Raw genomic sequence first — 22,506 nt, forward strand, 5'->3', positions numbered from 1 at the left:
AAATTGAATCCGCCCCAAGCGTCAACGGACCACCGATGAAACTCTCGCGCCTCGCCCTGCCCTTCCTCCTGCTGCCAACCGCCAACGCCCTCGCCGACACCTTCGAGCGGGACCAGGCACTGAAACTGCCGGACATGCTGATTTCAGCCAATCGCCAGGTCGAAGCCCGCAACGACAGCAGCGCCGCCAATACGGTATTCACCCGTGAAGACATCGACCGCCTGCAACCGAGCGACGTGCCGGACCTGCTGCGTCGCGTCCCCGGTGTGCAAGTGGCGCAGGCCGGCGGGCGTGGCAGTCTGCCGGGGATTTACATTCGCGGTACGCAGTCAGCGCAGAGTCTGGTGCTGGTCGATGGCCAGCGCATCGGCAGTTCGACGTCCGGCGACAGCAATCTGCAACACCTGAACATCGAGCAGATCGAGCGGGTGGAAGTGCTGCGCGGTTCGCGTTCAGTGATTTACGGCAGCGATGCGATTGGCGGGGTGATTCAGATTTTCACCCGACGCGGCACCGAGCAGGGTTTGCAGCCTCGGATGCACGTCGGCTTCGGCAGTAATCAAACGTGGCAGCGCAGCCTCGGCTTGTCCGGCGGCGATGACAAAACCCGCTTCAATCTCGGCGCCAGCCTGGATGAAACCGCCGGAATTGACCGCACTCACGAGTCGTACCCGAGCGATGGCGATCACGATGCCTACCGCAACAAATCCGTCAGCCTGAGCCTGAGTCATGCGCTGACCGATGACATCGAAGTCGGCGCCAATCTGCTGGATAGCCGTGGCAAGAGCGAGTTTGACAGTCCGTTCGGTAGATATGACTTCGCGACGGATCAGTCCTACCAGCAGCAGCCTTACAGCGATTTCAACGTCAGCAGCGTCAGCAGTTACGTCGATGCCCGGGTCAACGATATCTGGAAAACCCGCGTCGAGTTCGGCCACACCGAAAACCGCGAGAAGACCCTCGACAAGCTCAGCGACGAACGTACGGTGTTCAACACCTACCGCGACTCGGTGAACTGGCAGAACGACCTGACACTGGACGCGCGCAACAGCCTGATTCTCGGCGGCGATTGGTACGAAGACCGGGTCAACAGCAGCACCGCATTCGATGAGGACAGCCGCTGGAACCGCGCCGCATTCATCCAGCATCGTTATCAGGCCGACAGTTTCTCCACGGAACTGGGTCTGCGCCATGACGATAACCAGCAATTCGGCAGCCAGAACACTTGGAGCGGCACATTCACCCTGCCGCTGAACCCGGACAACGATCTGTTGCTGAGCTACAGCGAAGGCTTCCGCGCGCCGACCTTCAACGACCTGTACTACCCGGATTTCAGTAACCCGGATCTGAAACCGGAAACCTCGAAAAGCTACGAGCTGCAATGGCGCAGTCAGTTGACCGATAGCAGTCGCCTGGAAGCGTCGATTTACCGTACTGACCTGGAAGACGCGATCATCTTCGGCAGCAATTCACGTCCGGAAAACGTGGCTTCCGCGCGAATCAACGGTTTTGAAGCTGCACTGAAGCAGGAACTGTTCGGTTGGCAGAGCAACCTCGGAGTGGCGATCATCGATCCGCGTGATCGCGACACGGGCCACACGTTGGCGCGGCGTGCGCGGCGGACGTTGAGCTGGGATCTGGATCGACAGTTTGATCAAGTCAGCCTCGGTGCCAGTTGGCAGGCAGTCAGCAGCAGTTATGACGATAAGGACAATACGCAGGCGCTGGGCGGCTATGCGCTGTTCGGCTTGCGCAGCAGTTGGGCGTTGAACCGCGAGATCAAGCTGGATCTGAAGGTCGACAACCTCTTGGACAAGGGTTACAGCCGCGCGAATTACAGCTACGACGGCAGCCAGTATGGCTATCGCGAAGAAGGTCGAGTGTGGATGTTCGGCGTCACCTGGACTCCCCAGCTTTGATTTGAATCTTCGGTGATTTGACTGGCCCCTTCGCGAGCAGGCTCGCTCCCACAGTAGATTGAGCACAACCACACATTTTGTGCTCGCCAGAGAACCAATGTGGGAGCGAGCCTGCTCGCGAAGAAGTCACCACAGTTTCAGTAGTCCGGCGCGATCAATTGGCAGAGCTTGGCGGTGGCGCTGATCATCTGGCCGCTTGGGCGTTCGAGGCCTTTGTCGGTGACCAGCAGTAATTTCCCCTGTTTCACCGCTGCCACCTGCGGCCACGCCCTCCACGCATCAAGTTGCGCCTGATCACTCGCCAGAATCACCTCCGGATCACGCTGCAACACCGCCTCAATACTCACCTGCGGCGCCGGTAGACTCAGATCAGCGAACACATTGCGCGCGCCACACACTTCCAGCGCATCACTGATGATCTGCCCGCCCCCGACGGTGTACAGCGGCTTGTCCCACACCTGATAGAACACCCGCAACGGCACTTCCTGGCGATAGCGCTGGCGCAGCTCCGCGAGTTGTTGGCGCAACGCCGCCGCCCGTTTTACTCCGCGCTCAGGTCGGCCCAGTTGCGCGGCAATGGCTTCGATCTGGGTGGTTAGTTGTTCGAAGGAATGCGGTTCGGCGACGAAAGTCGGGATGCCCAGGCGCTTGAGCTGATCACGCTGCGCCGGGCCGACACTGCCGGGCCACAGCAACAACAAATCAGGCTGGAGGCTCAGCAGTTGTTCCATGTCGAGCTGGCCATAACGACCCACAGAAGCAACGTCCGCAATCGCGGCAGGCCGCTCCCCGGCATCCAGCACGCCGACCAGCAGGTCCGCCGAATCCAGCTCAACGACAATTTCAGAAAGCGACGGGGCGAGGCTGACCACCCGCAGTTGCGCCAGCGCAGGGCCACTGACGGCCAGCAACAGAAACGCCAGCCACAGACGACGCATCAGCCGAGTTGACGCGGGATACGGTAGAGATAAAACAGTACCGCCGTGGACAACGCCAGCAGCATCAACGGTACAGCTTCAAGACCGACAAACACCGCCAGTGCGCCGATCCACGCCGGCAAGGCTGCCACGAGAAAAGCCGCACGACGACGCGCAGCGAGGGCAATCCACGCGGCCGGTTCATCCGGGGTATCGAGGGCTTTTTGCGTGGCGATCAGCGCATGTTTGTAGCGGCCGAAAAACTTCAGGCTGACAAACATCGACGCCACGCCGGCAATAAAAAAGGGCATCGCCAGCACTGGCAGAATCCCTTTGCCCTGACCAAACAACGCGTTGAGCACGAACAACGGCACCAGCGCCAGCGCGAGGTATTTCCACCAATCGACCGACAATCGGCGCCGCACCTGACCTCGCGTCACGCGCGATCAACCTCGCCCTGATGCTCGTTGCCCATCATGTGGTCGAGCTTGCTGGCTTTGGTCGCCAGGTACAGTTTGTTGTGCGGGTTGTGGCCGGTGTGCAACGGCACGCGCTCGGCGACGGTGATGCCCATGTCGGTCAAGGCCTTGACCTTGCGCGGATTGTTGGTCATCAGGCGCAGGGATTTCACGCCCAGATGCTCAAGCATCGGCAGGCACATGGCGTAGTCGCGCTGGTCAGCGGCAAAGCCCAGACGCTCGTTGGCTTCAACGGTGTCGGCGCCGCCGTCCTGCAGTTCGTAAGCACGGATCTTGTTCAGCAGACCGATACCGCGACCTTCCTGGCGCAGGTAAAGCAACACGCCACGGCCTTCACGAGCGATGGCTTTCAGCGCGCCTTCGAGCTGCGAGCCGCAGTCGCAACGCTGGCTGAACAAGGCGTCGCCGGTCAGGCATTCGGAGTGCAAACGGCCGAGAACCGGGGCACCATCGGCAATTTCACCCAGACTCAGCACGACGTGCTCGCGGCCGGTGGCCTCATCGAGAAAACCGTGCATGGTGAATTGCGCAAAAGGTGTTGGCAGCTTGGAAGCGGCGACAAAGACGACAGGCACCGGTGTGCTCCTGATCTAAAGAGTCTGAAAATTCGCAGGCCGGCATTGTAACAGCAGGTTCCTACCGGCGCTTAGGCTGAATTATCGGGCATAACGATCAAAAAGTTTGATATCTACTGACTAGCGTAGGTCCTTGTGGGAGCGAGCCTGCTCGCGAAGGCGTCATGTCAGTCGCCCCAATGCTGACTGAACCATCGCTTTCGCGAGCAGGCTCGCTCCCACAAGGGTACGTGGTCAATTCGAGGTGAACGGATACGGCTGCTTCCACTTCTCGAAGATCGGCTTCAACTCGCCGCTCTTCACCAACTGCTCCATACGCTGGTCAAACAGCGCCATCAGCGCCCGTGCCTGTGGAGTGTCGGCAAAGCCGAGGAACAACGGCAGCTCGATCAGATGTGAATAGCGATACAGCGCCGGATCATCTGCGGTTTTCACCACCGCTTCAATCTCGGTCAGCGCATCGATGTAGTAATCCGCCCGCCCCTGCTTGAGCATCGACAGAATCCCGGTACGGCGTTCAATCTGATTGTAACGCTTGATGTTCGGCAGGTAGTTTTCGTAACGATAACCGCGCACCCAGGCCAGTCGATACTTGCCCAGCGTCGCCTCGGTGGGCGATGGACTGCTCGCCAGGCCCAACGCATAGATGTGGTCGGAATCGAAGTTCCAGTGTGGATACAACACCTGCTCGGCTTCGTCGCGATAGGAACCGACCAGGGCGTCGACTTCCTTCAACTGCACCAGACCGACCGAACGGGTGTATGGCACGCTGCGGATATCCAGCTTCACTCCGACCGGCTCGAACACTTTGCGCAACACGTCCCAGCCAAGGCCATGACCGTCGGCGGCGGTGTAGTCTTCCCAGTCTTCGCTGGCCAGATGGATGACCGCAGGCGTCGGCGCAGCTTCCTGCGCACCGGCCACGGTACTCAGCAAAGCCAAAACCGCTAACGCCAACCAGCGTCGAGCCATCCCTAGTCCCCTCACTTGACCCTGATATCCCGTGGAATCAGGCGAAAATCCACACCAGACCCTGCATCGCCAGCCAGGCGAATACGCCGGCCAGCACGTCGTCGAGCATGATGCCGACGCCGCCATGCACGTGCCGGTCGATCCAGCGGATCGGCCATGGCTTGAGAATGTCGAAGAAACGGAACACCAGAAAACCCGCGAGCAACCAATACCAGCCTTCCGGTACCAGCCAGAGGGTAATCCACATGCCGACCATTTCGTCCCAGACGATACCTTCGTGGTCGTGTACCCGCAGATCGTCGGCGACTTTGCCGCACAGCCAGAAGCCGAACAGCATGGTGATCCCGAGCATCAGCCAGTAACCCCAGTCGGGCAGCATCTGCCACAACGGGATAAAGGGTAGTGCAACCAACGAACCCCACGTGCCCGGGGCTTTCGGCAGGGTGCCGGAACCAAAGCCGAACGCGAGGAAATGCCAGGGATTGCGCCAGACCGACGGCGGAACGAATTCGGCCGGAACCTGTTTCGGGTGATCTGTCACGGTGTCTCCTGAAAATGTTGATAGCCCCGGATTTGCGGGGTGATGTCGTGCCCTTCACGGTCCAGCAGGACCACGCCCTGCCCTTCAGCTACGCAGCCGATCACATGGATCGGCCAGCCATTGGCCAGCAGCGCCGGCAACTCGACGGACGGTAGCGTGAACGCCAGCACGTAATCATCGCCACCGCTCAACGCTGCGCGCTCAGCACCGCGCTGACCGAGGAACGCCACTAGAGCATCCGACAACGGTACGCGCTCGCGTTCAATCTCAAGCCGCACCTTTGACGCCAACGCGATATGGCCGCAGTCGGCGAGCAGGCCATCGGAGATGTCCAGCGCCGAAGTGGCTTTACTGCGCAGGGCCTGACCGAGGGCGAGTTGCGGTTGCGGCGACCAGTAATGATCGAGCAGCGATTGGGCGATGTGTGCTTCGGCCTCACGCTGACCGAGCACCAAAGGCAAGGCGCCGGCCGCATTGCCCAGCTCACCACCGACACAGAGCAAGTCGCCCGGCTGCGCACCGCTGCGGGTCAATGCCTGACCCGCAGGTACGCGACCAAACACGGTTACCGTCAGACTCAACGGCCCGCGCGTGGTATCGCCGCCCACCAGCGCGACGCCGCAGCTCTGCGCCATACGGTTCAAACCGTGGGCATAGGCTTGCAGCCAATCGGCAGTCACCGTCGGCACAGTCAGGGCAAGGGTAAAGGCAACGGGCGTGGCGCCCATGGCGGCCAGGTCGCTGACCGCAACGGCCAGCGAGCGCTGACCGAGCAGAAACGGATCGCAGGGGTCGGCGAAATGCACACCGGCCACCAGCGTATCGGTGGAGATCGCCAACTGTTCCCCGGGTGGGACAGCGAGCAAGGCGCAGTCATCGCCGATCCCCAGAGCAACGCCTTCGCCGCCCTGCGCACAAGGCGCGGCGGCGAAGAAATTGCGGATCAGCTCAAACTCGCCCATGGCTGAGACAAAGAGTTCAAGCGCTATTAGCGCTTGAACGCCTTCACTTCAGCTTCACGCAGGCGCGGGGCCAGCTTGTCGAGCACGCCGTTGACGAACTTGTGGCCGTCGGTCGAACCGAAGACTTTCGCCAGCTCGATACCTTCGTTGATCACCACGCGGTACGGCACGTCGACGCGCTTGAGCAGTTCCCAGGTCGACAGGCGCAGAACGGCCAGTTCAACCGGGTCCAGCTCTTCGATCGCCAGATCCAGGCAAGGCGTCAGGGCGGTGTCGATTTCGGTCTTGAACTGCGGAACCCCGTGGAGGATTTCGCGGAAGTAAGCACCGTCGACATCGGTGAAATCGTTATCAACGCGAAACTGCGCTTCGATCTCGTTCAGCGATTGCTTGGCCATGTGCCACTGGTACAGCGCCTGGGTCGCGAGCTGACGGGCTTCGCGACGCTTGACGCTTTTCGAGGGCTTGCCGGCATCCGCAGGTTTCGGATCGCGCGGGTTGAAACGATCGCTTTCGTCGCTAATCACTTGGCCTCCAACTGTGCCAGCAGGCTGACCATTTCCAGTGCGGACAGGGCAGCTTCGGCACCTTTGTTACCGGCCTTGGTGCCGGAACGTTCGATGGCTTGCTCGATGGAATCAACGGTCAGGACGCCGAAAGCGACCGGCACGCCGAACTCCATGGACACCTGGGCCAGACCCTTGGTGCACTCGCCTGCCACGTATTCGAAGTGCGGAGTGCCGCCACGAATGACCGCGCCGAGGGCGATGATGGCTGCGAACTCGCCTTTCTGGGCGACTTTCTGCGCAACCAGCGGGATTTCGAAGGCGCCAGGTGCGCGGATGATGGTGATGTCGCTTTCGCTCACGCCGTGGCGAACCAGGGCATCAACTGCACCGCTGACCAGGCTTTCAACGACGAAGCTGTTGAAACGGCCCACTACCAAAGCGTAGCGGCCTTTAGGGGCGATGAAGGTACCTTCGATGGTCTTCAGGGTCATTCGTCAGTTCTCTTAAAGAGCCGGGACGCGTCTGCTACGCGTCCCTCAGTGATTTATTTGCCGCGAATTCGGGTCCGGAAACAACCGGTCATTATTCGGAGGGCACGTATTCTACAACTTCCAGATCGAAACCGGATATCGCATTAAATTTCATTGGCGCAGACATCAAGCGCATTTTGCGTACGCCGAGGTCACGCAGGATCTGCGAACCGGCACCGACAATGCTGTAGGTGGTCGGTTTTTTCGGCGCGGCCTGATCACCGGTTTCGCGGATATGTGCCAGCAGCACGTCGCCATCGAGTGGATGACCGAGCAACAGCACCACACCACTGCCCGCCTCGGCAACCGCAGCCATGGCGGCGCGCAGGCTCCAGCGGCCCGGTTGCTTGACCATCAACAGGTCGCGCAGCGGATCCATGTTGTGCACGCGAACCAGGGTTGGCTCTTCAGCGCAAACAGTGCCCAAAGTGAGGGCCATGTGCACGTCGCCTTCCACGGAATCACGATAGGTCACCAGGTTGAATTGGCCCAGTTCGCTGTCCAGTGGCTGCTCGGCAATCCGCTGAACGGTACGTTCGTGGATCATCCGGTAGTGAATCAGGTCGGCAATGGTGCCGATCTTGATGTTGTGCTCGGCAGCGAACGCTTCCAGTTCGGCGCGACGGGACATGGTGCCGTCGTCGTTCATCACTTCGCAGATCACGCCACTTGGCTCGAAACCGGCCATGCGCGCAAGGTCGCAAGCGGCTTCGGTGTGGCCGGCGCGAGCGAGGGTGCCGCCGGCCTGCGCCATCAGCGGGAAGATGTGGCCCGGGCTGACGATGTCCTCAGCCTTGGCGTCTTTGGCGGCCGCCGCTTGCACGGTGCGCGCACGGTCAGCAGCGGAAATGCCGGTGGTGACGCCTTCGGCGGCTTCGATCGAGACGGTGAACTTGGTGCCGAAACCGGAACCGTTACGCGGCGCCATCAGTGGCAGCTTCAACAGTTCGCAGCGCTCGCGGCTCATCGGCATGCAGATCAGGCCACGGGCGTGTTTGGCCATGAAGTTGATGTGTTCGGCCTGGCAGCATTCGGCGGCCATGATCAGGTCGCCTTCGTTCTCGCGGTCTTCGTCATCCATGAGGATGACCATCTTGCCTTGGCGGATGTCTTCAACCAGTTCTTCGATGCTATTGAGCGCCACAAGGCACCCCCTTCAGTCAGGATTTGAGGTAGCCGTTGGCGGCCAGAAAGCTTTCGGTGATCGTGCCGCCGGATGCCGACTCTGCGGCCTTGTCGCCCAAAAGCAGACGCTCCAGATAACGCGCCAGCAAGTCGACTTCCAGATTCACCCGACGACCTGGCTTGTACGACGCCATGATGGTTTCGCTCAGGGTGTGCGGGATGATCGTCAGCATGAACTCGGCGCCATCGACGGCGTTCACGGTGAGGCTGGTGCCATCGACGGTGATCGAGCCTTTATGGGCGATGTACTTGGCCAGTTCTTTCGGTGCACGGATGCGAAATTCCACGGCGCGGGCATTGTCGCTGCGCGAGACGATTTCACCGACGCCGTCGACGTGACCGCTGACCAGATGCCCGCCGAGGCGGGTGGTCGGGGTCAGGGCCTTTTCCAGATTGACCGGGCTGCCGCTTTTCAGGTCATTCATGGCAGTGCAGTCGAGGGTTTCACGGCTGACGTCCGCGGCAAAGCCGTCGCCCGGCAGCTCAACGGCAGTCAGGCAAACGCCGTTGACCGCGATGCTGTCGCCAAGTTTGACATCGCTCAGGTCGAGCTTGCCGGTGGCGACGTGGACCCGCACATCACCGCCCTTTGGGGTCAATGCGCGGATACTGCCGATGGATTCGATGATGCCGGTAAACATGGGGTTCTCCTTGAGAACTGAGCCAGCGTAATAACGATGGCCGGGAATTATACGCTCGGCGAAAGGACAGGGATGGCAGTGACTCGCCAGTCATCGCCCACCGCGCGAATTTCAGTGATTTTCAACTCGGGAGCGTCCTTCATATAGGCCAGCGGCCAGTCCAGCAATGGACGCGCCGTGGAACCTAGAAACTTGCCGGCAATGAAGATCACGAATTCGTCGACCAGACCGAGCTGAGCAAGAGCCCCGGCCAGACGCGGGCCAGCCTCGACCAGTACTTCGTTGGTGCCACGGTTGGCAAGTTCGATCAGCAACTGATGCAGATCGACCTGACCGTCATCACCCGGCACGATCAGGCACTCGGGGCCGTGAGCGTATTGCTCTTCGATCGCGACGCAGGTGGCGACCAACGCTGGGCCGGCCTTGAAGAATGGCGCATCCAGCGGCACCCGCAGGCGACCGTCGATCAATACCCGCAGCGGCGGGCGACTCATGGCCAGCGCCGTTTGCTCGCTGTCCAGACCGAGTTCGTCAGCGCGAACAGTCAAGCGCGCGCCATCGGCCAGCACGGTGTCGGCGCCAGTTAGTATGACGGCGGCCTGAGCGCGCAAACGCTGGACGGCCGAACGTGCGGCCGGGCCGGTGATCCATTGGCTCTCGCCGCTTTCCATCGCCGTACGACCGTCGAGGCTCATGGCCAACTTGACCCGCACGAACGGCAAGCCGTGTTCCATGCGTTTCAGAAAACCTTGGTTGAGCTTGCGCGCCTCGGCTTCGAGCACACCACTTTCAGTGGCGATGCTGGCATCGGCCAGACGCTGCAAACCACGTCCGGCGACTTGCGGATTCGGATCACGCATCGCTGCGACCACGCGACCTACGCCAGCATTCACCAGCGCATCAGCACACGGCGGCGTACGCCCATGGTGACTGCAGGGTTCGAGGGTCACATAAGCAGTGGCGCCCCGGGCAAGCTCACCGGCGGCGCGCAGGGCATGGACTTCGGCGTGGGGTTCGCCGGCGCGCTCATGCCAGCCTTCGCCGACAATCTGCCCGTCACGCACCACCACGCAGCCAACCCGAGGATTGGGATGGGTGGTGTAGTGACCCTTGCGCGCCAGTTCCAGCGCGCGCGCCATGAAGTGGGCGTCGAGGATGGCCTGCTCGGCGGCGCTGGTCATTCTTTCACCGGTTCGCGGGCGAGGCGGTCGATTTCTTCGCGGAATTCGTTGAGGTCCTGGAAGCGCTTGTACACCGAAGCGAAACGGATGTAGGCGACTTCATCAAGCTTTTGCAACTCGGCCATGACCAGTTCGCCGACCACGAGGGATTTGACCTCGCGCTCGCCGGTGGCGCGCAGCTTGTGCTTGATGTGAACCAGAGAGGATTCGAGGCGCTCGACGCTCACCGGACGTTTCTCCAGCGCGCGTTGCATGCCGGCGCGGAGTTTTTCTTCGTCGAACGGTTGGCGGCTGCCGTCGGTTTTGATCAGGCGCGGCAACACCAGTTCGGCCGTCTCGAACGTTGTGAAACGTTCGCCGCAGGCCAGGCATTCACGCCGGCGGCGCACCTGTTCGCCCTCGGCGACCAGACGCGAGTCGATGACCTTGGTGTCGTTGGCACCGCAGAAGGGACAGTGCATGGTGGCTGGCAACAAAAAAAGGGAGGGCCATGGTAGCGCATCCCGGTGGCAAGACAAGCCATAGGCTTTGCGGTATACAGAACGGCATGATCGTTTGATCCATGGATTTCATTTTGCCGGAGCATCCAATGCCGTTACGTCCGCTCGTTTTGCTCAGTCTTTTCAGCCTGCTGGTGGCCTGTGGCAGCGATGCACCCAAGCCCCAGCCGCCAACGCCGGGCCCTGCGCCGCAGCAGGCGCAGAAAAAAGCCAAGGAGGCTGCTGACCTCGGCCCGCTGCCTGCCTATCAACGTGAACTGAGCGGCACCCTGCAAGGCGTGCCGGCCGGTGCCGAAGTCGAACTGGCGCTGCTGGTGATCGATGAAAAGGATCGCCCGCAACAATTGCTCGCCAGTTCCAGCCTGATCGGCAACAACCAGATTCTGCCGTTCCGCCTGCGCTTCAACCCGGACGCCTTCCCCGCCGGCGTGCGGGTTGAGCTGCGTGGTCGCGCCAGCCAGTCCGGTCAGTTGATCCTGCATTTGCCGTCGCAAACCATCAGCCAGCCGACCACCCAGGCGCTGGGCCAACTGCAATTTGTCAAAGCACCATGAATGCACCGCTCGACCTGCAACGGGCGTTGGGTGAATTGCTCGGCGACGCCAGACTCAAGGTCTATGCGTTGCCGGACACTGATTTACAGCTATGGCTGATCGATGGCGACAACATGGATCGCGAATTCAGCCAGGAAGAAATTCAGCGAATTCTGCACGAGCCACCGTATTGGGGTTTCTGCTGGGCCAGTGGCCTGGCGGTGGCGCGTTATCTGGCGAAGTTCCCGGAGTGGGTGCGCGGTAAGCGTGTGCTGGATTTCGGCGCCGGTTCCGGGATTGCCGGGATTGCGGCGGTGAAAGCCGGGGCGCTTGAAGTCGTGGCGTGCGATCTCGATCCACTGGCGATTTCTGCGTGCCGGGCGAATGCCACGCTGAATGGCGTAGAGATGAGTTACTCGACGGACTTCTTTGCCGAAGCCGATCGGTTTGATCTGATTCTGGTGGCGGACGTGTTGTATGACCGGGCGAATCTGCCGTTGCTCGATGCGTTTTTGAGCCGTGGGCGAGAGGCGCTGGTGGCGGATTCGCGGGTTCGCGATTTTCGCCATCCGTTGTATGAGCGGATTGAAATGCTTGAGGCGATGACCTTGCCGGATCTGGCGGAGCCGGAAGAATTCAGACATGTCAGCCTGTACCATGCGCGGCGCTAGCTAAAAGCATCGCCAGCAGGCTGGCTCCCACAGGTTTTTCGTGAACGACACAGATCCAATGTGGGAGCGAGCCTGCTCGCGAAGGCGTCCGCCCATGCAACACACCTCTCAAACCCTGCCCCGCTTCCGGCCACACCCCACCAAGCCGTATAGTTGCCCCATCCACGCTTTGACGAGATCCCCCATGAGTCAGCAAACGCCATACATCTTCGACGCCACGACGGCCGATTTCGACCAGTCGGTGATCGAGGCCTCTTTCAACAAACCGGTGCTGGTGGATTTCTGGGCCGAATGGTGTGCGCCGTGCAAGGCGTTGATGCCGATGCTGCAAGGCATTGCCGAGAGTTATCAGGGCGAATTGCTGCTGGCCAAGGTCAACTGCGACATCGAGCAGGACATCGTCGCCCGCTTCGGCATTCGCAGCCTGCCGACCGTAGTGCTGTTCAAGGACGGTCAACCGGTCGACGGTTTTGCCGGTGCACAACCGGAATCCGCCGTGCGCGCCCTGCTTGAGCCGCATGTGCAGATGCCGCCACCGGCCGCAGCTGATCCGTTCGAGCAGGCTCAGGCGTTGTTCGATGACGGGCGTTATGCCGACGCCGAAGCGGCGCTGGTGGTGATGCTCAATGAAGACAACACTAACGCCAAGGCGCTAATCCTCTACGCGCGCTGCCTGACTGAACGCGGCGAGCTGGACGAAGCGCAAACCGTGCTGGATGCAGTCAAGAGCGACGAACACAAAGCCGCGCTGGCGGGGGCCAAGGCGCAGATCAAGTTCCTCGGTCTGGCGCGTGACCTGCCGGATGCTGCTGACCTGAAAGCGCGTCTGGCGAAAGATCCGCAGGACGATGAGGCGGTGTATCAACTGGCGATTCAGCAGCTCTCTCGCCAGCAATATGAAGCGGCGCTGGATGCACTACTGAAGCTGTTCATCCGCAACCGCAGCTACAGCGAAGGTCTGCCGCACAAAACCTTGCTGCAGGTGTTTGAGCTGCTGGGCAATGATCATCCGCTGGTGAATGTGTACCGTCGCAAGGTGTTTGCTGCGCTTTACTAAGCCCTCATTCGATCCAGCTGTAGAGCGGCGTATCCCCGCCGCTCACCACTTTCACGTCCGAACTGTGGCGCAAACGCACCAGCAAGCGTTTACCCGCCGCCGCGCTGCCGGTCAGCCCTTCCAGTTGATCAAGCAGATCCGGACCGCTGAGCTGCCCAGCCTTGCGCAACAGATCCTTGGCCACCTGCCACAAGGCATCGTCTTGATTCAGCGGTTTCGCAGCCGGGGCTGATGCGACCGGCTCAGATTGAGCGACCGGCGCCTGCCCATTCAGCGCTGAACCGAGCTTCGCCCAATCGCCGTCATCCAGTTCCACCGTCAAGTCCACCGGCACATCGCCGACAGTTCCGCGTATCCGCAACATTGAGTTCGCTCCTGCACTTTTCTGACCTGCATGCTCCCACGGGACTTGTGCAACGCCAAGTAAAGGCGCCAAACGCATCTGGTAATTCTCGGGTAATCGACTACATTGATCTCTTTTTCGCGGGAAGGATCCCAATGTCTTCAGGACGAAAACTGGCCTCAAAGGGAGGCCCGACCTCTACAGGTGGCGTGGTACTTGAGGGAAATGAAAACCTCAATATCGAAGGAAAAATAATCGCCTCCATCGGACAACTCGCCAGTTGTCCGGTTTGCGGTCCCGGCAAAGGTCCGATCGTGGCAGTGGGCGAAAGAACGCTGATATTGCCTGCTGGCCCCGCCGCGTTGGTAGATGATTATGTCGCCTGCGGCTGCCCGCCCATGTCCAACAAACTGCTGCCTCAACAACACAGTGGTTTTGCCGGAATAGGCCGCCCCGCGCCTATCGACATGGGGCCACCGATTGTTGCGCTGACTTCGTATCGTTACCTGCAAGTAATCATCGAACGCTTGGACGACGTCGAAAAGCCTGGACTGTCCTACAAACTCAAGGACAAAAAAAAGGTGGCTGTCTTGCAAGACAGCACCTGCAGCGCCACGGGTGAAGGCTGCGAACACAAAGTAGAAAACCACGCGGATTACGACACTCTGTTGGTCGGTGAAGATTCCGAGTGGACGTTTTATGCCTACGAAGAACCGTTGCAACAGGATCTGTCATGAAATCGGAAATCAAACTGATCTTTAAAGACTTTCTGATGCAGCCACCAAAAGGCATCAAGTTTCAGATGCTGGTGGATGGATCGATCATCGACGACAACATTATTCAGAACGATGACAAACCCCGCATTTACTCGCTCATCTCTGACAAGGGGCAAACCGGCATCACCCTCTCGGGTTCAAAGACATTGCCCTCGGTAAAAACCCGCGATAGCCACGAAGTTACTGTTCAGATCGTCGGCTCATCTGGAGCGACAAAGGCGATGCACACAGCCACGCTGACCGAAGGCAAATCACTGTCGATCGTCGCCGTTTCACCGTGGGTCAAGGTTCCCTTGTCCACTAGCGGTGCCGTTTCCAATGACACCTTTTACGAGGTGGAGTACGGGGTCAAACGCAAAAACGAGACCCGCACCGTGAAAGTGGTCATCCAGGATATGCCGCGCCGAATATTGATGGAGGCGCTTTCACACCGAGGTTCCACGCAATGGGCAGGCAACAAAAGCAAACAGTCTTTGGCGCATCCAACGCTAAAGCAAAGTGTGGAGTTCCCGGCAAACACGAACAAATGCAATCTGTTTGTCTATGACGTGCTGACTTCGATCGGGGTCAATGTGGCATTGATCGAACATGGAAAATCCAAATACCTGCCGTATTTCTCCAAGGTCAGCCCACCGCTGGCGGGTGAATGGGCCGACAGCGGACGACTTCTCAATAGCTGGAAAGTGGAACATTCACCTTTACCGGGCGATGTCGGCGCTTATGCAGTCAATTACTCGGATGCCAGCGGACACGTGGGTTTTGTTCTGACTCAGGGCGTCTGCATTTCGGCAGGCTGGGAGAAAGTTGAAGTCAATGATGCAGGCTTTCGTCATGCGTCGGGCAACGCGGTGGAAAGCGACCATGACTTCACCATTTTTCGACGTTACAAATACAGCAAACCACAATGAAACGACTCTCTTGGATAATCCTGACTGCTTCACTTCTATTCATCGTGGCATGGCGCTTTTGGTCGCCTGCCGACCTTTCAGCCTGTACTTCCAAAAACACAGAGCAAGGTCAGCTTACTGCCGTAATTCGCAATTACTTTGAGGGAAATAACCGTATCGACTGGAGGGATCTGGATGACCGTTTCGACATACTTTCTACTCCAGAAGGCCAAAAAATCGCTGGTCAACCACAGGCTCATGTTTGCGAAGCGTTGCAGATTCTGAGCAGTCCAACCTTCAGTCAGAGCGAAAAAATCTTCACCACTGCACTCATGTTTCATCTGCCGATTAATCAGTACATGGGCTTCATGGATCGCACCCATCAACTCTACGCGGATGAAAAAATTGATCGGGAGGTGATGACACTTGTAGTACTTCCACGCGGAACAGCCATCAACTACTGGTGGCTCCCGGATTGGCGCGAGCGCTTCAGTCGCGATGCGCCGAGCGTGCTAGACGCAAATCTGATCAAGCATGTGCTATCGGGACATTACTGGTTCGACTATCCCGGCGCAGGCTTCTGACTCTAAAAGTGTGACATCCAATCTATGTGCCGCCCGGAATCTGTCCCGGGCGGCGCTCAGTCATGTCTTGCGCAAAGCGGAGCGCACGGGCAAACTCTGCGCACTTTCGTTATAAGATTACATAACAAACTCTTCACTTTACTTCCCGGAGACCGCCATGCGTCGTCTGCTGCTCGCTTTGCCGTTTGCCCTGTTGCCGCTGGCCATCGCCCATGCTGCCGATGAGCATGACCACGATCACGACCATGAACACGGCAGCCTCGGCGCGCATGAACACGGCGTCGGTCGATTGAACGCGGCGCTCGATGGTCAGACCCTGGAGTTGGAGTTGGAAAGCCCGGCGATGAACCTCGTGGGTTTCGAACACGTTGCGACTTCGGATGCCGATAAAGCCAAAGTCGCTGCCGCCCGTGCGCAGCTGGAAAAACCGCTGGCCCTGTTCAGCCTGCCTGCGGCTGCCGGCTGCAAAGTGGTCAGTCAGGAACTGGAGAGCCCGTTGTTCGGCGACAAGCCGGATGCCGATGACCATGACGACGATGAAGCGGACAAGGACGGTCACGAGCATCACCACGACCACAGCGAAATCCACGCGCACTATCAGTTCAACTGTGCCAGCCCGGGCGCGCTGAAGACCCTCGATCTGGCGAACGTCTTCAAGACCTTCCCGGCGACGCAGAAAATTCAGGTACAACTGATCAGCGCCAGCGGCCAGCAAGGTACCGAAGTGACGGCCAAGGCTGCCGCGCTGAAATTCTGATAACACCGAAAATCCCCTGTGGGAGCGAGTCTGCTCGCGAAAGCGGTGCATCAGTCAGCATCGATGTCGACTGTCCGATTGCATTCGCGAGCAGGCCGCTCCCACAGAGGTTCAGTGTCCAACCATGAAACTGGTGCCATGACCCAAGCACTCATCGAACTGTCCAACCTGGGCTTCAACTGGCCCGGTCATCCGCCGTTGCTGGACATCCCGGCGTTTCGTCTGGAAGCTGGCGAAACCCTGTTCCTCAAAGGCCCCAGCGGCAGCGGCAAGACCACCCTGCTCGGTTTGCTCGGCGGCGTGCAGAAACCCGCTCGCGGCAGCATTCGCCTGCTCGGCCAGGAGCTGACCGAACTCTCCGCCGGCGCTCGCGATACGTTCCGTGTCGATCACACCGGCTACATCTTCCAGCAGTTCAACTTGCTGCCGTTTCTCTCGGTGCGCGAGAACGTTGAGCTGCCGTGCCACTTCTCGAAACTGCGTGCGCAACGGGCGAAACAGCGCCACGGCAGCGTCGATCAAGCCGCCGCGACCTTGCTCGCGCACTTGGGTTTGAAGGACGAAAGTCTCCTCAGCCGTCGCGCTGACTCACTGTCAATCGGTCAGCAACAACGGGTCGCTGCCGCGCGTGCCTTGATCGGTCAACCTGAGTTGGTCATCGCCGACGAACCGACCTCGGCGCTGGATTACGACGCCCGGGAAAACTTCATTCGCCTGTTGTTCGCCGAATGCCGCGAGGCCGGATCGAGTCTGCTGTTCGTCAGCCACGACCAGAGCCTGGCGCCGCTGTTCGACCGTCATCTGTCCCTGGCCGAACTCAATCGCGCCGCCACGTCTGCCGAGGTCTGAGATGTATCTGTTTCGTCTGGCCATGGCCAGCCTGGCCAACCGCCGCTTTACCGCCCTGCTCACTGCATTCGCCATTGCCCTGTCGGTGTGCCTGCTGCTCGCCGTCGAGCGGGTGCGCACCGAAGCCAAAGCCAGTTTCGCCAGCACCATCAGCGGTACCGACCTGATCGTCGGCGCCCGCTCCGGCTCGGTAAACCTGTTGCTGTACTCGGTATTCCGCATCGGCAACGCCACCAACAACATCCGCTGGGACAGCTTCGAACACTTCGCCAGCAACCCGAAAGTGAAGTGGGCAATCCCGATGTCCCTCGGCGACTCTCATCGCGGCTACCGGGTGATGGGTACCACCGAAGCCTATTTCGAGCATTACCAGTACGGTCGCCAGCAACACCTGGCACTGGCCGACGGCCGCGCGTTTGCGACGGACCCGTTCGAAGTGGTGCTGGGTGCCGAGGTCGCGGAGGCGCTGCATTACAAACTCGGTGACAAACTGGTGCTGGCCCACGGTGTGGCAGCGATCAGTCTGGTCAAGCACGACGACAAACCGTTCACCGTAGTCGGCATTCTCAAGCGCACCGGCACGCCGGTCGATCGCACGTTGCACATCAGCCTCGGCGGCATGGAGGCGATTCACATCGACTGGCACAACGGTGTGCCGGCACGGGGCAATGGCCGGATCAGCGCCGATCAGGCACGCAACATGGACCTGAAACCGCAAGCGATCACCGCGTTCATGCTCGGCCTCAACAGCAAGATTTCCACCTTTGCGCTGCAACGCGAGATCAATGAATTCCGTGGCGAACCGATGCTGGCGATTCTGCCGGGCGTAGCGTTGCAAGAATTGTGGAGCCTGATGAGCACCGCCGAAAAAGCGCTGTTTGTGGTCTCGCTGTTTGTGGTGCTGACCGGGTTGATCGGCATGCTCACGGCGATTCTCACCAGCCTCAACGAAAGGCGCCGCGAAATGGCGATTCTGCGTTCGGTCGGGGCTCGACCGTGGCATATCGCGAGCCTGTTGGTGCTCGAAGCCTTCGCGCTGGCACTGACGGGCGTTATCGCAGGTCTGGCATTGCTGTACATCGGCATCGCCGCCGCGCAGGGTTATGTACAGGCCAACTATGGTTTGTTCCTGCCGCTGGCCTGGCCGAGCGAGTATGAATGGACGCTGCTCGGTGGCATTCTGGCGGCCGCGCTGCTGATGGGCAGCGTGCCGGCCTGGCGCGCTTATCGCCAATCCTTGGCCGATGGCCTGTCGATCCGTTTATGAGGATGTTCACCATGCCCCGCGCCGCACTCGCGCTGCTGTTGCTGATCGCCCTGCCTGTGTGGGCAGCGGCGCCGAAAGACCTGACGTGGTCGGAAATGATCCCGCCGGACGCTGCGCCGGAAGTGCCGAACATGACGCCGCTACACGACCTGTCGAAGATGGGCGATGCGTTGTCTGCCGAGTCCGCGCCAGCGGCGAAGCAGGACCTGCCGAACGCGCCGGTGGTGAAGTCGCTCGACGGGCAGAACATTCGTTTGCCGGGCTACATCGTGCCGCTGGAAGTCAATGAAGAGGGGCGCACCACAGACTTTTTGCTGGTGCCGTATTTCGGCGCCTGCATCCACGTACCGCCACCGCCGTCGAACCAGATTGTGCATGTAAAAAGCGAGTTGGGCGTGAAGCTGGATGAGTTGTATCAGCCGTACTGGGTCGAGGGGCCGTTGCAGGTCAAGGCGTCGAGCAGTGAACTGGCGGATGCCGGGTATCAGATGGATGCGGACAAGATTTACGTGTATGAGCTGCCGGAGTGAATCCCGGTAGTTTTGTATTGGCTGATCTATCGTCTTCGCGAGCAGGCTCGCTCCCACAGGAGATCACATCCCAAAGTGGGAGCGAGCCTGCTCGCGAAGAGGCCCCCAAGGTTCCACAGAAATCTGCCCCTTCACTGTTTCATTGAGCTGAGTCAAAAGACCGTATCAGTTGGCTTCGTACCATAGGACATCAGACATTTCTAACGTCCTTTCGGAGCCCCCATGAACAAGTCCTTGCTCAGCGCTTCGCTGTTTGCCCTCGCGCTCGCAGCCCCGCTCGCCCACGCCCACGAAGCCGGTGACATCCTCATCCGCGCCGGTGCGATCACCGTCAATCCGAAGGCCGACAGCTCCAGCGTCAAGGTTGATCAGGGTCCGCTGAGCGGCACCAATCTGGGCGGCAAGGCGACCATGAGCAGCGACACCCAACTGGGTCTCAACTTCGCCTACATGCTCACCGATCACGTCGGCCTCGAATTGCTCGCGGCCACGCCGTTCGAGCATGACGTCAAGCTCAAGGGCACTGCCCTGCCAGCGGCCAACGGCAAGCTCGGCACCCTGAAACACCTGCCGCCGACCCTCAGCGTCGTCTACTACCCACTGGACTCGAAGTCGCCGTTCCAGCCGTATGTCGGTGGCGGTATCAACTACACCTGGATCTATGACGAACACGTCGGCAGCGAAGCCAGCGCCAACGGTTTCAGCAACTTCAAGGCGAAAAACTCCTGGGGTCTGGCCTGGCAGGTCGGTGCCGACTACATGCTGACCGACAACATCATGCTCAACGCCCAAGTGCGTTACATCGACATCGATACCCGCGCCACCGTTGAGAACAACGCGGTTGCGCCGGGCACACGTGCACGGGTGAATGTCGATGTCGATCCGTTCATCTACATGGTCGGTTTGGGCTATAAGTTCTAAGTCGATTGACCGAACGTTCACGTGGTGGTGAATGAGGCTTGGTGGCGAGCAGGCATAGAACTGACGGCGACCGTACGCAGTTGATCGGGGGATAACATTCCCCTCGCCACAGGAGTAGCGACATATTCCGGCCGTGAAAAAGGCGCCTGTCAAAGGGCGCCTTTTTCATGCCTGCCGCAAATGTGTGGCGTGAGTTGGATCATCCCCCTCACCCCAGCCCTCTCCCTCAGGGAGAGGGGGGAAAGGGAGCAGATTTGTGTGTTCTTCAAAATCTCAGTTCGACTCGGTATTTCACGTCGGCGTAACTCGAAAGTACACCTCGATCAGTCCCCTCTCCCTCAGGGAGAGGGTTAGGGTGAGGGCTCTTTTCAGGAGCGCCCCAACAACCGCGCCAGCCCCACGCTCATCGGCGTCTGCTGCGGCAGCTTGAAGCGCTCCAGCAGACGAGCGTTATTCGCCCGGGAATGCCGGATATCACCAGAACGCGCCGGGCCATAGCTGATCGGTGGCAGCTCACCGACTACCGCTTCAAGCGCCTCGAGCATCCGCTTGAGACTCATCGCCTGGTTCCAGCCAACGTTCACCGGGCCGACTTCCACCTCAGGCTTTTCGATCCCCTGTACCAGCAAATCGACCAGATCTTCGACATAGAGGAAATCACGCGTCTGCTCACCATCACCGAACACGGTAATCGGCAGGCCTTTCTGCGCACGTTCGCTGAAAATGCTGATCACCCCGGAATACGGCGAGGACGGATCCTGACGCGGGCCGAAGATGTTGAAGAAGCGGAAAATCACCGGTTCCAGGCCATGCTGGCGGCGATAGAAATCGAAATACTGTTCGCCCGCCAGTTTGTCCGACGCGTAAGGCGTCAGCGGGGCTTTGGGCGTGTCTTCATCAATCGACTCGCCCTCACCGTTGTTCCCGTACACCGCTGCGCTAGAGGCGTACACCACACGTCTGACTCCGGCCAGACGCATGGCTTCGCAGACATTCAGCGTGCCGATGAAATTGCTCTGGTGAGTCTTGACCGGATCATCCACCGACGCCTGCACCGAAGCCACAGCGGCAAGGTGAGCGACAGCGCTGCAGCCTTGCATGGCCTTGGCCACCAGCGCCGCATCGGCAACATCACCGACAATCAGCTCAAGCTTTGGATTATCCAGCGGCAGGTTGCTGCGCTTGCCGGTCGACAAGTCATCGAGCACTCGCACCGAATGCCCCTTGGCGAGCAAGGCGTCGGTCAAGTGCGAGCCAATGAAGCCGGCTCCGCCGGTGATTAAAACAGTCCTTTCAGCCATGACGGTAGAACCTATCCAGTAAGCCCGGGAGTGCAGCACGCCAGGCGCGCGGCTTGATCCCGAAAGTGTGCAGAATTTTCTTGCAGGCCAGTACCGCGTGCTGTGGCTCTTCGGCAGCGTCCGGTCGCGCGGCGTGGGCCTGTGCAGTTGGTGCTTCGATAGCCAGCGCATGCAGGCTGCGCGCCTCAGTCAGAATCGCTTGCCCCAGCGCCAGCGGCGTTGTCGCCTCGTGGCCGGCGTAGTGATACGTGCCCCACAGCGGCGCCGCGCAATCAAGTTGCTTGAGCACCGAGATGATCACTCGTGCGGCGTCATCGACCGGCGTCGGATTACCCCGGCGATCATCGGCCAGCAACAATTCTTCCGGTTGCTCGGCGCGAGCGAGAAACCGTCCGAGGGTGCCATCGGGGCTGTCATCGAGCAACCAGCCAAATCGTAGCAAAACGTGTTGCGGGCACGTGGCGCGCACACTTTGTTCAATTCGCCACAACGCCTGACCGCGCAGGCCCAGTGGTACCGGTTCGTCTTTTTCGCTGTACGCCGTGGCACGCGAGCCATCGAAAACCCGATAACTGGAGGGCTGGACGAGGACGATATTGTGGTGCTGGCACAGTTCGGCCAGACGTTCGATTGCACGTTCCTGCCCGGCCATACGGCTTTCGCTGACGGTTTCGGCCTGGAACCAGTCGAAATAGTAGGCGAGATTGATCAATGCATCGGGACGGGTGTCGTCGAGCAATTGGGTCAGGCTCGCGGCATCCCAGCCGTTTTCGGGCGGGCGGGGGGCGAGGAAACCGATGTCTTCCTCTGCACCGAGGCGAATCAGCGCCTGCCCAAGGGCATTTCCGCCGCCCAGTAACATAAGGCGCATTCGCATAGAGTCAGCAGGCCCAGTCTGATTGGAACGATGGCTTTAGCGACGGATCTCGTGGAACCGTCGTCGATAATTACCGGAATCGTTGCATTTTGCGGGTTTAGTGCGCAACCGTCATCCGTAAAGTGCAGATCTCCGGGATTTGTGCTGTCCCGACCGGCCCCTTCGCGAGCAGGCTCGCTCCCACATGGGATTTTGCGGTGCACAAAAATCCACTGGGGGAAGCGAGCTTGCTCGCGAAGAGG

The 22,506-nt window shown here is 59.9% G+C and carries 27 protein-coding genes; 12 read left to right on the forward strand and 15 right to left on the reverse strand.

What is annotated here, in order from left to right; genetic code table 11:
- The first annotated feature begins 35 nt into the window (after positions 1–35).
- Positions 36–1,919, forward strand: a complete 1,884-nt coding sequence (locus tag ACRRSD_RS11830) for a TonB-dependent receptor domain-containing protein (protein ID WP_435038168.1) — start codon at positions 36–38, stop codon at positions 1,917–1,919.
- Positions 1,920–2,056: 137 nt separating this feature from the next.
- On the opposite strand, the gene ACRRSD_RS11835 is transcribed toward ACRRSD_RS11830, so the two are convergent.
- From ACRRSD_RS11835 to nrdR, 12 genes are all read right to left on the reverse strand, one after another.
- Positions 2,057–2,857 (reverse strand): cobalamin-binding protein, encoded by an 801-nt coding sequence (locus tag ACRRSD_RS11835; protein ID WP_435038169.1) that lies wholly within the window; start codon positions 2,855–2,857, stop codon positions 2,057–2,059.
- On the reverse strand, positions 2,857–3,276 hold the full coding sequence (locus ACRRSD_RS11840; RefSeq protein ID WP_095048811.1) for an MFS transporter: 420 nt from the start codon (positions 3,274–3,276) through the stop codon (positions 2,857–2,859). Before ACRRSD_RS11840 ends, ACRRSD_RS11835 begins: the two co-directional genes overlap by 1 nt.
- Entirely contained in the window at positions 3,273–3,890 is a 618-nt protein-coding gene (gene ribA / locus ACRRSD_RS11845; RefSeq protein WP_016984117.1) for a GTP cyclohydrolase II, read from the reverse strand. The genes ACRRSD_RS11840 and ribA overlap by 4 nt, the downstream gene beginning before the upstream one ends.
- Positions 3,891–4,124: 234 nt before the next feature.
- A complete protein-coding gene (locus tag ACRRSD_RS11850; protein ID WP_435038170.1) occupies positions 4,125–4,862 on the reverse strand; it encodes a substrate-binding periplasmic protein in 738 nt (245 codons plus the stop codon).
- A gap of 37 nt (positions 4,863–4,899) precedes the next feature.
- Positions 4,900–5,403, reverse strand: coding sequence for a phosphatidylglycerophosphatase A family protein (locus tag ACRRSD_RS11855; protein ID WP_007910933.1), 504 nt, complete (start codon positions 5,401–5,403; stop codon positions 4,900–4,902).
- Positions 5,400–6,365 carry a thiamine-phosphate kinase gene (gene thiL / locus ACRRSD_RS11860; protein ID WP_435038171.1) on the reverse strand — a complete coding sequence of 322 codons (966 nt, stop codon included), beginning with the start codon at positions 6,363–6,365 and terminating at the stop codon, positions 5,400–5,402. The genes ACRRSD_RS11855 and thiL overlap by 4 nt, the downstream gene beginning before the upstream one ends.
- Before the next feature lie 26 nt (positions 6,366–6,391).
- Positions 6,392–6,892 (reverse strand): transcription antitermination factor NusB, encoded by a 501-nt coding sequence (gene nusB, locus ACRRSD_RS11865; protein ID WP_039761889.1) that lies wholly within the window; start codon positions 6,890–6,892, stop codon positions 6,392–6,394.
- Positions 6,889–7,365 (reverse strand): 6,7-dimethyl-8-ribityllumazine synthase, encoded by a 477-nt coding sequence (ribH, locus tag ACRRSD_RS11870; protein ID WP_003228649.1) that lies wholly within the window; start codon positions 7,363–7,365, stop codon positions 6,889–6,891. The genes nusB and ribH overlap by 4 nt, the downstream gene beginning before the upstream one ends.
- 91 nt (positions 7,366–7,456) lie before the next feature.
- Positions 7,457–8,548, reverse strand: a complete 1,092-nt coding sequence (gene ribBA, locus ACRRSD_RS11875) for a bifunctional 3,4-dihydroxy-2-butanone-4-phosphate synthase/GTP cyclohydrolase II (protein ID WP_034153727.1) — start codon at positions 8,546–8,548, stop codon at positions 7,457–7,459.
- Positions 8,549–8,564: 16 nt separating this feature from the next.
- Complete coding sequence (locus tag ACRRSD_RS11880; RefSeq protein WP_127929943.1) at positions 8,565–9,230, reverse strand: riboflavin synthase; 666 nt, start codon at positions 9,228–9,230, stop codon at positions 8,565–8,567.
- A gap of 47 nt (positions 9,231–9,277) precedes the next feature.
- Positions 9,278–10,411 carry a bifunctional diaminohydroxyphosphoribosylaminopyrimidine deaminase/5-amino-6-(5-phosphoribosylamino)uracil reductase RibD gene (gene ribD / locus ACRRSD_RS11885; RefSeq protein ID WP_435038172.1) on the reverse strand — a complete coding sequence of 378 codons (1,134 nt, stop codon included), beginning with the start codon at positions 10,409–10,411 and terminating at the stop codon, positions 9,278–9,280.
- Positions 10,408–10,872: a transcriptional regulator NrdR gene (gene nrdR, locus ACRRSD_RS11890; RefSeq protein ID WP_007910946.1), complete on the reverse strand. Its 465-nt coding sequence runs from the start codon at positions 10,870–10,872 to the stop codon at positions 10,408–10,410. Before nrdR ends, ribD begins: the two co-directional genes overlap by 4 nt.
- 128 nt (positions 10,873–11,000) lie before the next feature.
- Here nrdR and ACRRSD_RS11895 point away from each other — a divergent pair, with 128 nt between their 5' ends.
- From ACRRSD_RS11895 to trxA, 3 genes are all read left to right on the forward strand, one after another.
- Complete coding sequence (locus ACRRSD_RS11895; RefSeq protein WP_435038173.1) at positions 11,001–11,465, forward strand: YbaY family lipoprotein; 465 nt, start codon at positions 11,001–11,003, stop codon at positions 11,463–11,465.
- Positions 11,462–12,115: a class I SAM-dependent methyltransferase gene (locus ACRRSD_RS11900; protein ID WP_435038174.1), complete on the forward strand. Its 654-nt coding sequence runs from the start codon at positions 11,462–11,464 to the stop codon at positions 12,113–12,115. The genes ACRRSD_RS11895 and ACRRSD_RS11900 overlap by 4 nt, the downstream gene beginning before the upstream one ends.
- Before the next feature lie 184 nt (positions 12,116–12,299).
- Positions 12,300–13,172 carry a thioredoxin gene (trxA, locus tag ACRRSD_RS11905; protein WP_435038175.1) on the forward strand — a complete coding sequence of 291 codons (873 nt, stop codon included), beginning with the start codon at positions 12,300–12,302 and terminating at the stop codon, positions 13,170–13,172.
- 4 nt (positions 13,173–13,176) lie between these two features.
- Here the strand turns inward: trxA and ACRRSD_RS11910 are convergent, their stop codons facing one another.
- Positions 13,177–13,536, reverse strand: coding sequence for a hypothetical protein (locus tag ACRRSD_RS11910; RefSeq protein ID WP_435038176.1), 360 nt, complete (start codon positions 13,534–13,536; stop codon positions 13,177–13,179).
- A gap of 134 nt (positions 13,537–13,670) precedes the next feature.
- Here ACRRSD_RS11910 and ACRRSD_RS11915 point away from each other — a divergent pair, with 134 nt between their 5' ends.
- The 8 genes from ACRRSD_RS11915 to ACRRSD_RS11950 all read left to right on the forward strand — a co-directional run bounded on the left by ACRRSD_RS11915 (position 13,671) and on the right by ACRRSD_RS11950 (position 20,086).
- Positions 13,671–14,252, forward strand: a complete 582-nt coding sequence (locus tag ACRRSD_RS11915; protein WP_435038177.1) for a PAAR domain-containing protein — start codon at positions 13,671–13,673, stop codon at positions 14,250–14,252.
- Positions 14,249–15,199 carry a CHAP domain-containing protein gene (locus tag ACRRSD_RS11920; protein WP_435038178.1) on the forward strand — a complete coding sequence of 317 codons (951 nt, stop codon included), beginning with the start codon at positions 14,249–14,251 and terminating at the stop codon, positions 15,197–15,199. Before ACRRSD_RS11915 ends, ACRRSD_RS11920 begins: the two co-directional genes overlap by 4 nt.
- On the forward strand, positions 15,196–15,762 hold the full coding sequence (locus tag ACRRSD_RS11925) for a hypothetical protein (protein WP_435038179.1): 567 nt from the start codon (positions 15,196–15,198) through the stop codon (positions 15,760–15,762). The genes ACRRSD_RS11920 and ACRRSD_RS11925 overlap by 4 nt, the downstream gene beginning before the upstream one ends.
- Before the next feature lie 157 nt (positions 15,763–15,919).
- Positions 15,920–16,519 (forward strand): DUF2796 domain-containing protein, encoded by a 600-nt coding sequence (locus ACRRSD_RS11930; RefSeq protein WP_435038180.1) that lies wholly within the window; start codon positions 15,920–15,922, stop codon positions 16,517–16,519.
- Positions 16,520–16,657: 138 nt separating this feature from the next.
- Positions 16,658–17,368, forward strand: a complete 711-nt coding sequence (locus ACRRSD_RS11935; protein WP_435038181.1) for an ABC transporter ATP-binding protein — start codon at positions 16,658–16,660, stop codon at positions 17,366–17,368.
- Position 17,369: 1 nt separating this feature from the next.
- Positions 17,370–18,635: an ABC transporter permease gene (locus ACRRSD_RS11940; RefSeq protein WP_435038182.1), complete on the forward strand. Its 1,266-nt coding sequence runs from the start codon at positions 17,370–17,372 to the stop codon at positions 18,633–18,635.
- Between the two features lie 11 nt (positions 18,636–18,646).
- Complete coding sequence (locus tag ACRRSD_RS11945; RefSeq protein WP_127929951.1) at positions 18,647–19,165, forward strand: DUF3299 domain-containing protein; 519 nt, start codon at positions 18,647–18,649, stop codon at positions 19,163–19,165.
- 222 nt (positions 19,166–19,387) lie between these two features.
- Positions 19,388–20,086: an OmpW/AlkL family protein gene (locus ACRRSD_RS11950; protein ID WP_007910962.1), complete on the forward strand. Its 699-nt coding sequence runs from the start codon at positions 19,388–19,390 to the stop codon at positions 20,084–20,086.
- 368 nt (positions 20,087–20,454) lie between these two features.
- On the opposite strand, the gene ACRRSD_RS11955 is transcribed toward ACRRSD_RS11950, so the two are convergent.
- Entirely contained in the window at positions 20,455–21,387 is a 933-nt protein-coding gene (locus ACRRSD_RS11955) for an NAD-dependent epimerase/dehydratase family protein (protein WP_435038183.1), read from the reverse strand.
- Positions 21,380–22,264, reverse strand: a complete 885-nt coding sequence (locus ACRRSD_RS11960) for a sugar nucleotide-binding protein (protein WP_049802170.1) — start codon at positions 22,262–22,264, stop codon at positions 21,380–21,382. Before ACRRSD_RS11960 ends, ACRRSD_RS11955 begins: the two co-directional genes overlap by 8 nt.
- Positions 22,265–22,506: the final 242 nt, after the last annotated feature.

Origin of the sequence: Pseudomonas neuropathica, from assembly GCF_051174785.1 — a bacterium.
In the GTDB taxonomy this organism is placed as follows: domain Bacteria; phylum Pseudomonadota; class Gammaproteobacteria; order Pseudomonadales; family Pseudomonadaceae; genus Aquipseudomonas; species Aquipseudomonas neuropathica_A.

What these genes read in the sequence shown, in the direction of transcription:
- ACRRSD_RS11830 (WP_435038168.1), top strand. Translation starts at nt 36, where the DNA reads ATGAAACTCTCGCGCCTCGCCCTGCCCTTCCTCCTGCTGCCAACCGCC.
- ACRRSD_RS11835 (WP_435038169.1), bottom strand. Translation starts at nt 2,857, where the DNA reads ATGCGTCGTCTGTGGCTGGCGTTTCTGTTGCTGGCCGTCAGTGGCCCT.
- ACRRSD_RS11850 (WP_435038170.1), bottom strand. Translation starts at nt 4,862, where the DNA reads ATGGCTCGACGCTGGTTGGCGTTAGCGGTTTTGGCTTTGCTGAGTACC.
- thiL (WP_435038171.1), bottom strand. Translation starts at nt 6,365, where the DNA reads ATGGGCGAGTTTGAGCTGATCCGCAATTTCTTCGCCGCCGCGCCTTGT.
- ribH (WP_003228649.1), bottom strand. Translation starts at nt 7,365, where the DNA reads ATGACCCTGAAGACCATCGAAGGTACCTTCATCGCCCCTAAAGGCCGC.
- ACRRSD_RS11880 (WP_127929943.1), bottom strand. Translation starts at nt 9,230, where the DNA reads ATGTTTACCGGCATCATCGAATCCATCGGCAGTATCCGCGCATTGACC.
- ribD (WP_435038172.1), bottom strand. Translation starts at nt 10,411, where the DNA reads ATGACCAGCGCCGCCGAGCAGGCCATCCTCGACGCCCACTTCATGGCG.
- nrdR (WP_007910946.1), bottom strand. Translation starts at nt 10,872, where the DNA reads ATGCACTGTCCCTTCTGCGGTGCCAACGACACCAAGGTCATCGACTCG.
- ACRRSD_RS11895 (WP_435038173.1), top strand. Translation starts at nt 11,001, where the DNA reads ATGCCGTTACGTCCGCTCGTTTTGCTCAGTCTTTTCAGCCTGCTGGTG.
- ACRRSD_RS11900 (WP_435038174.1), top strand. Translation starts at nt 11,462, where the DNA reads ATGAATGCACCGCTCGACCTGCAACGGGCGTTGGGTGAATTGCTCGGC.
- trxA (WP_435038175.1), top strand. Translation starts at nt 12,300, where the DNA reads ATGAGTCAGCAAACGCCATACATCTTCGACGCCACGACGGCCGATTTC.
- ACRRSD_RS11910 (WP_435038176.1), bottom strand. Translation starts at nt 13,536, where the DNA reads ATGTTGCGGATACGCGGAACTGTCGGCGATGTGCCGGTGGACTTGACG.
- ACRRSD_RS11915 (WP_435038177.1), top strand. Translation starts at nt 13,671, where the DNA reads ATGTCTTCAGGACGAAAACTGGCCTCAAAGGGAGGCCCGACCTCTACA.
- ACRRSD_RS11920 (WP_435038178.1), top strand. Translation starts at nt 14,249, where the DNA reads ATGAAATCGGAAATCAAACTGATCTTTAAAGACTTTCTGATGCAGCCA.
- ACRRSD_RS11925 (WP_435038179.1), top strand. Translation starts at nt 15,196, where the DNA reads ATGAAACGACTCTCTTGGATAATCCTGACTGCTTCACTTCTATTCATC.
- ACRRSD_RS11930 (WP_435038180.1), top strand. Translation starts at nt 15,920, where the DNA reads ATGCGTCGTCTGCTGCTCGCTTTGCCGTTTGCCCTGTTGCCGCTGGCC.
- ACRRSD_RS11935 (WP_435038181.1), top strand. Translation starts at nt 16,658, where the DNA reads ATGACCCAAGCACTCATCGAACTGTCCAACCTGGGCTTCAACTGGCCC.
- ACRRSD_RS11940 (WP_435038182.1), top strand. Translation starts at nt 17,370, where the DNA reads ATGTATCTGTTTCGTCTGGCCATGGCCAGCCTGGCCAACCGCCGCTTT.
- ACRRSD_RS11945 (WP_127929951.1), top strand. Translation starts at nt 18,647, where the DNA reads ATGCCCCGCGCCGCACTCGCGCTGCTGTTGCTGATCGCCCTGCCTGTG.
- ACRRSD_RS11950 (WP_007910962.1), top strand. Translation starts at nt 19,388, where the DNA reads ATGAACAAGTCCTTGCTCAGCGCTTCGCTGTTTGCCCTCGCGCTCGCA.
- ACRRSD_RS11955 (WP_435038183.1), bottom strand. Translation starts at nt 21,387, where the DNA reads ATGGCTGAAAGGACTGTTTTAATCACCGGCGGAGCCGGCTTCATTGGC.
- ACRRSD_RS11960 (WP_049802170.1), bottom strand. Translation starts at nt 22,264, where the DNA reads ATGCGAATGCGCCTTATGTTACTGGGCGGCGGAAATGCCCTTGGGCAG.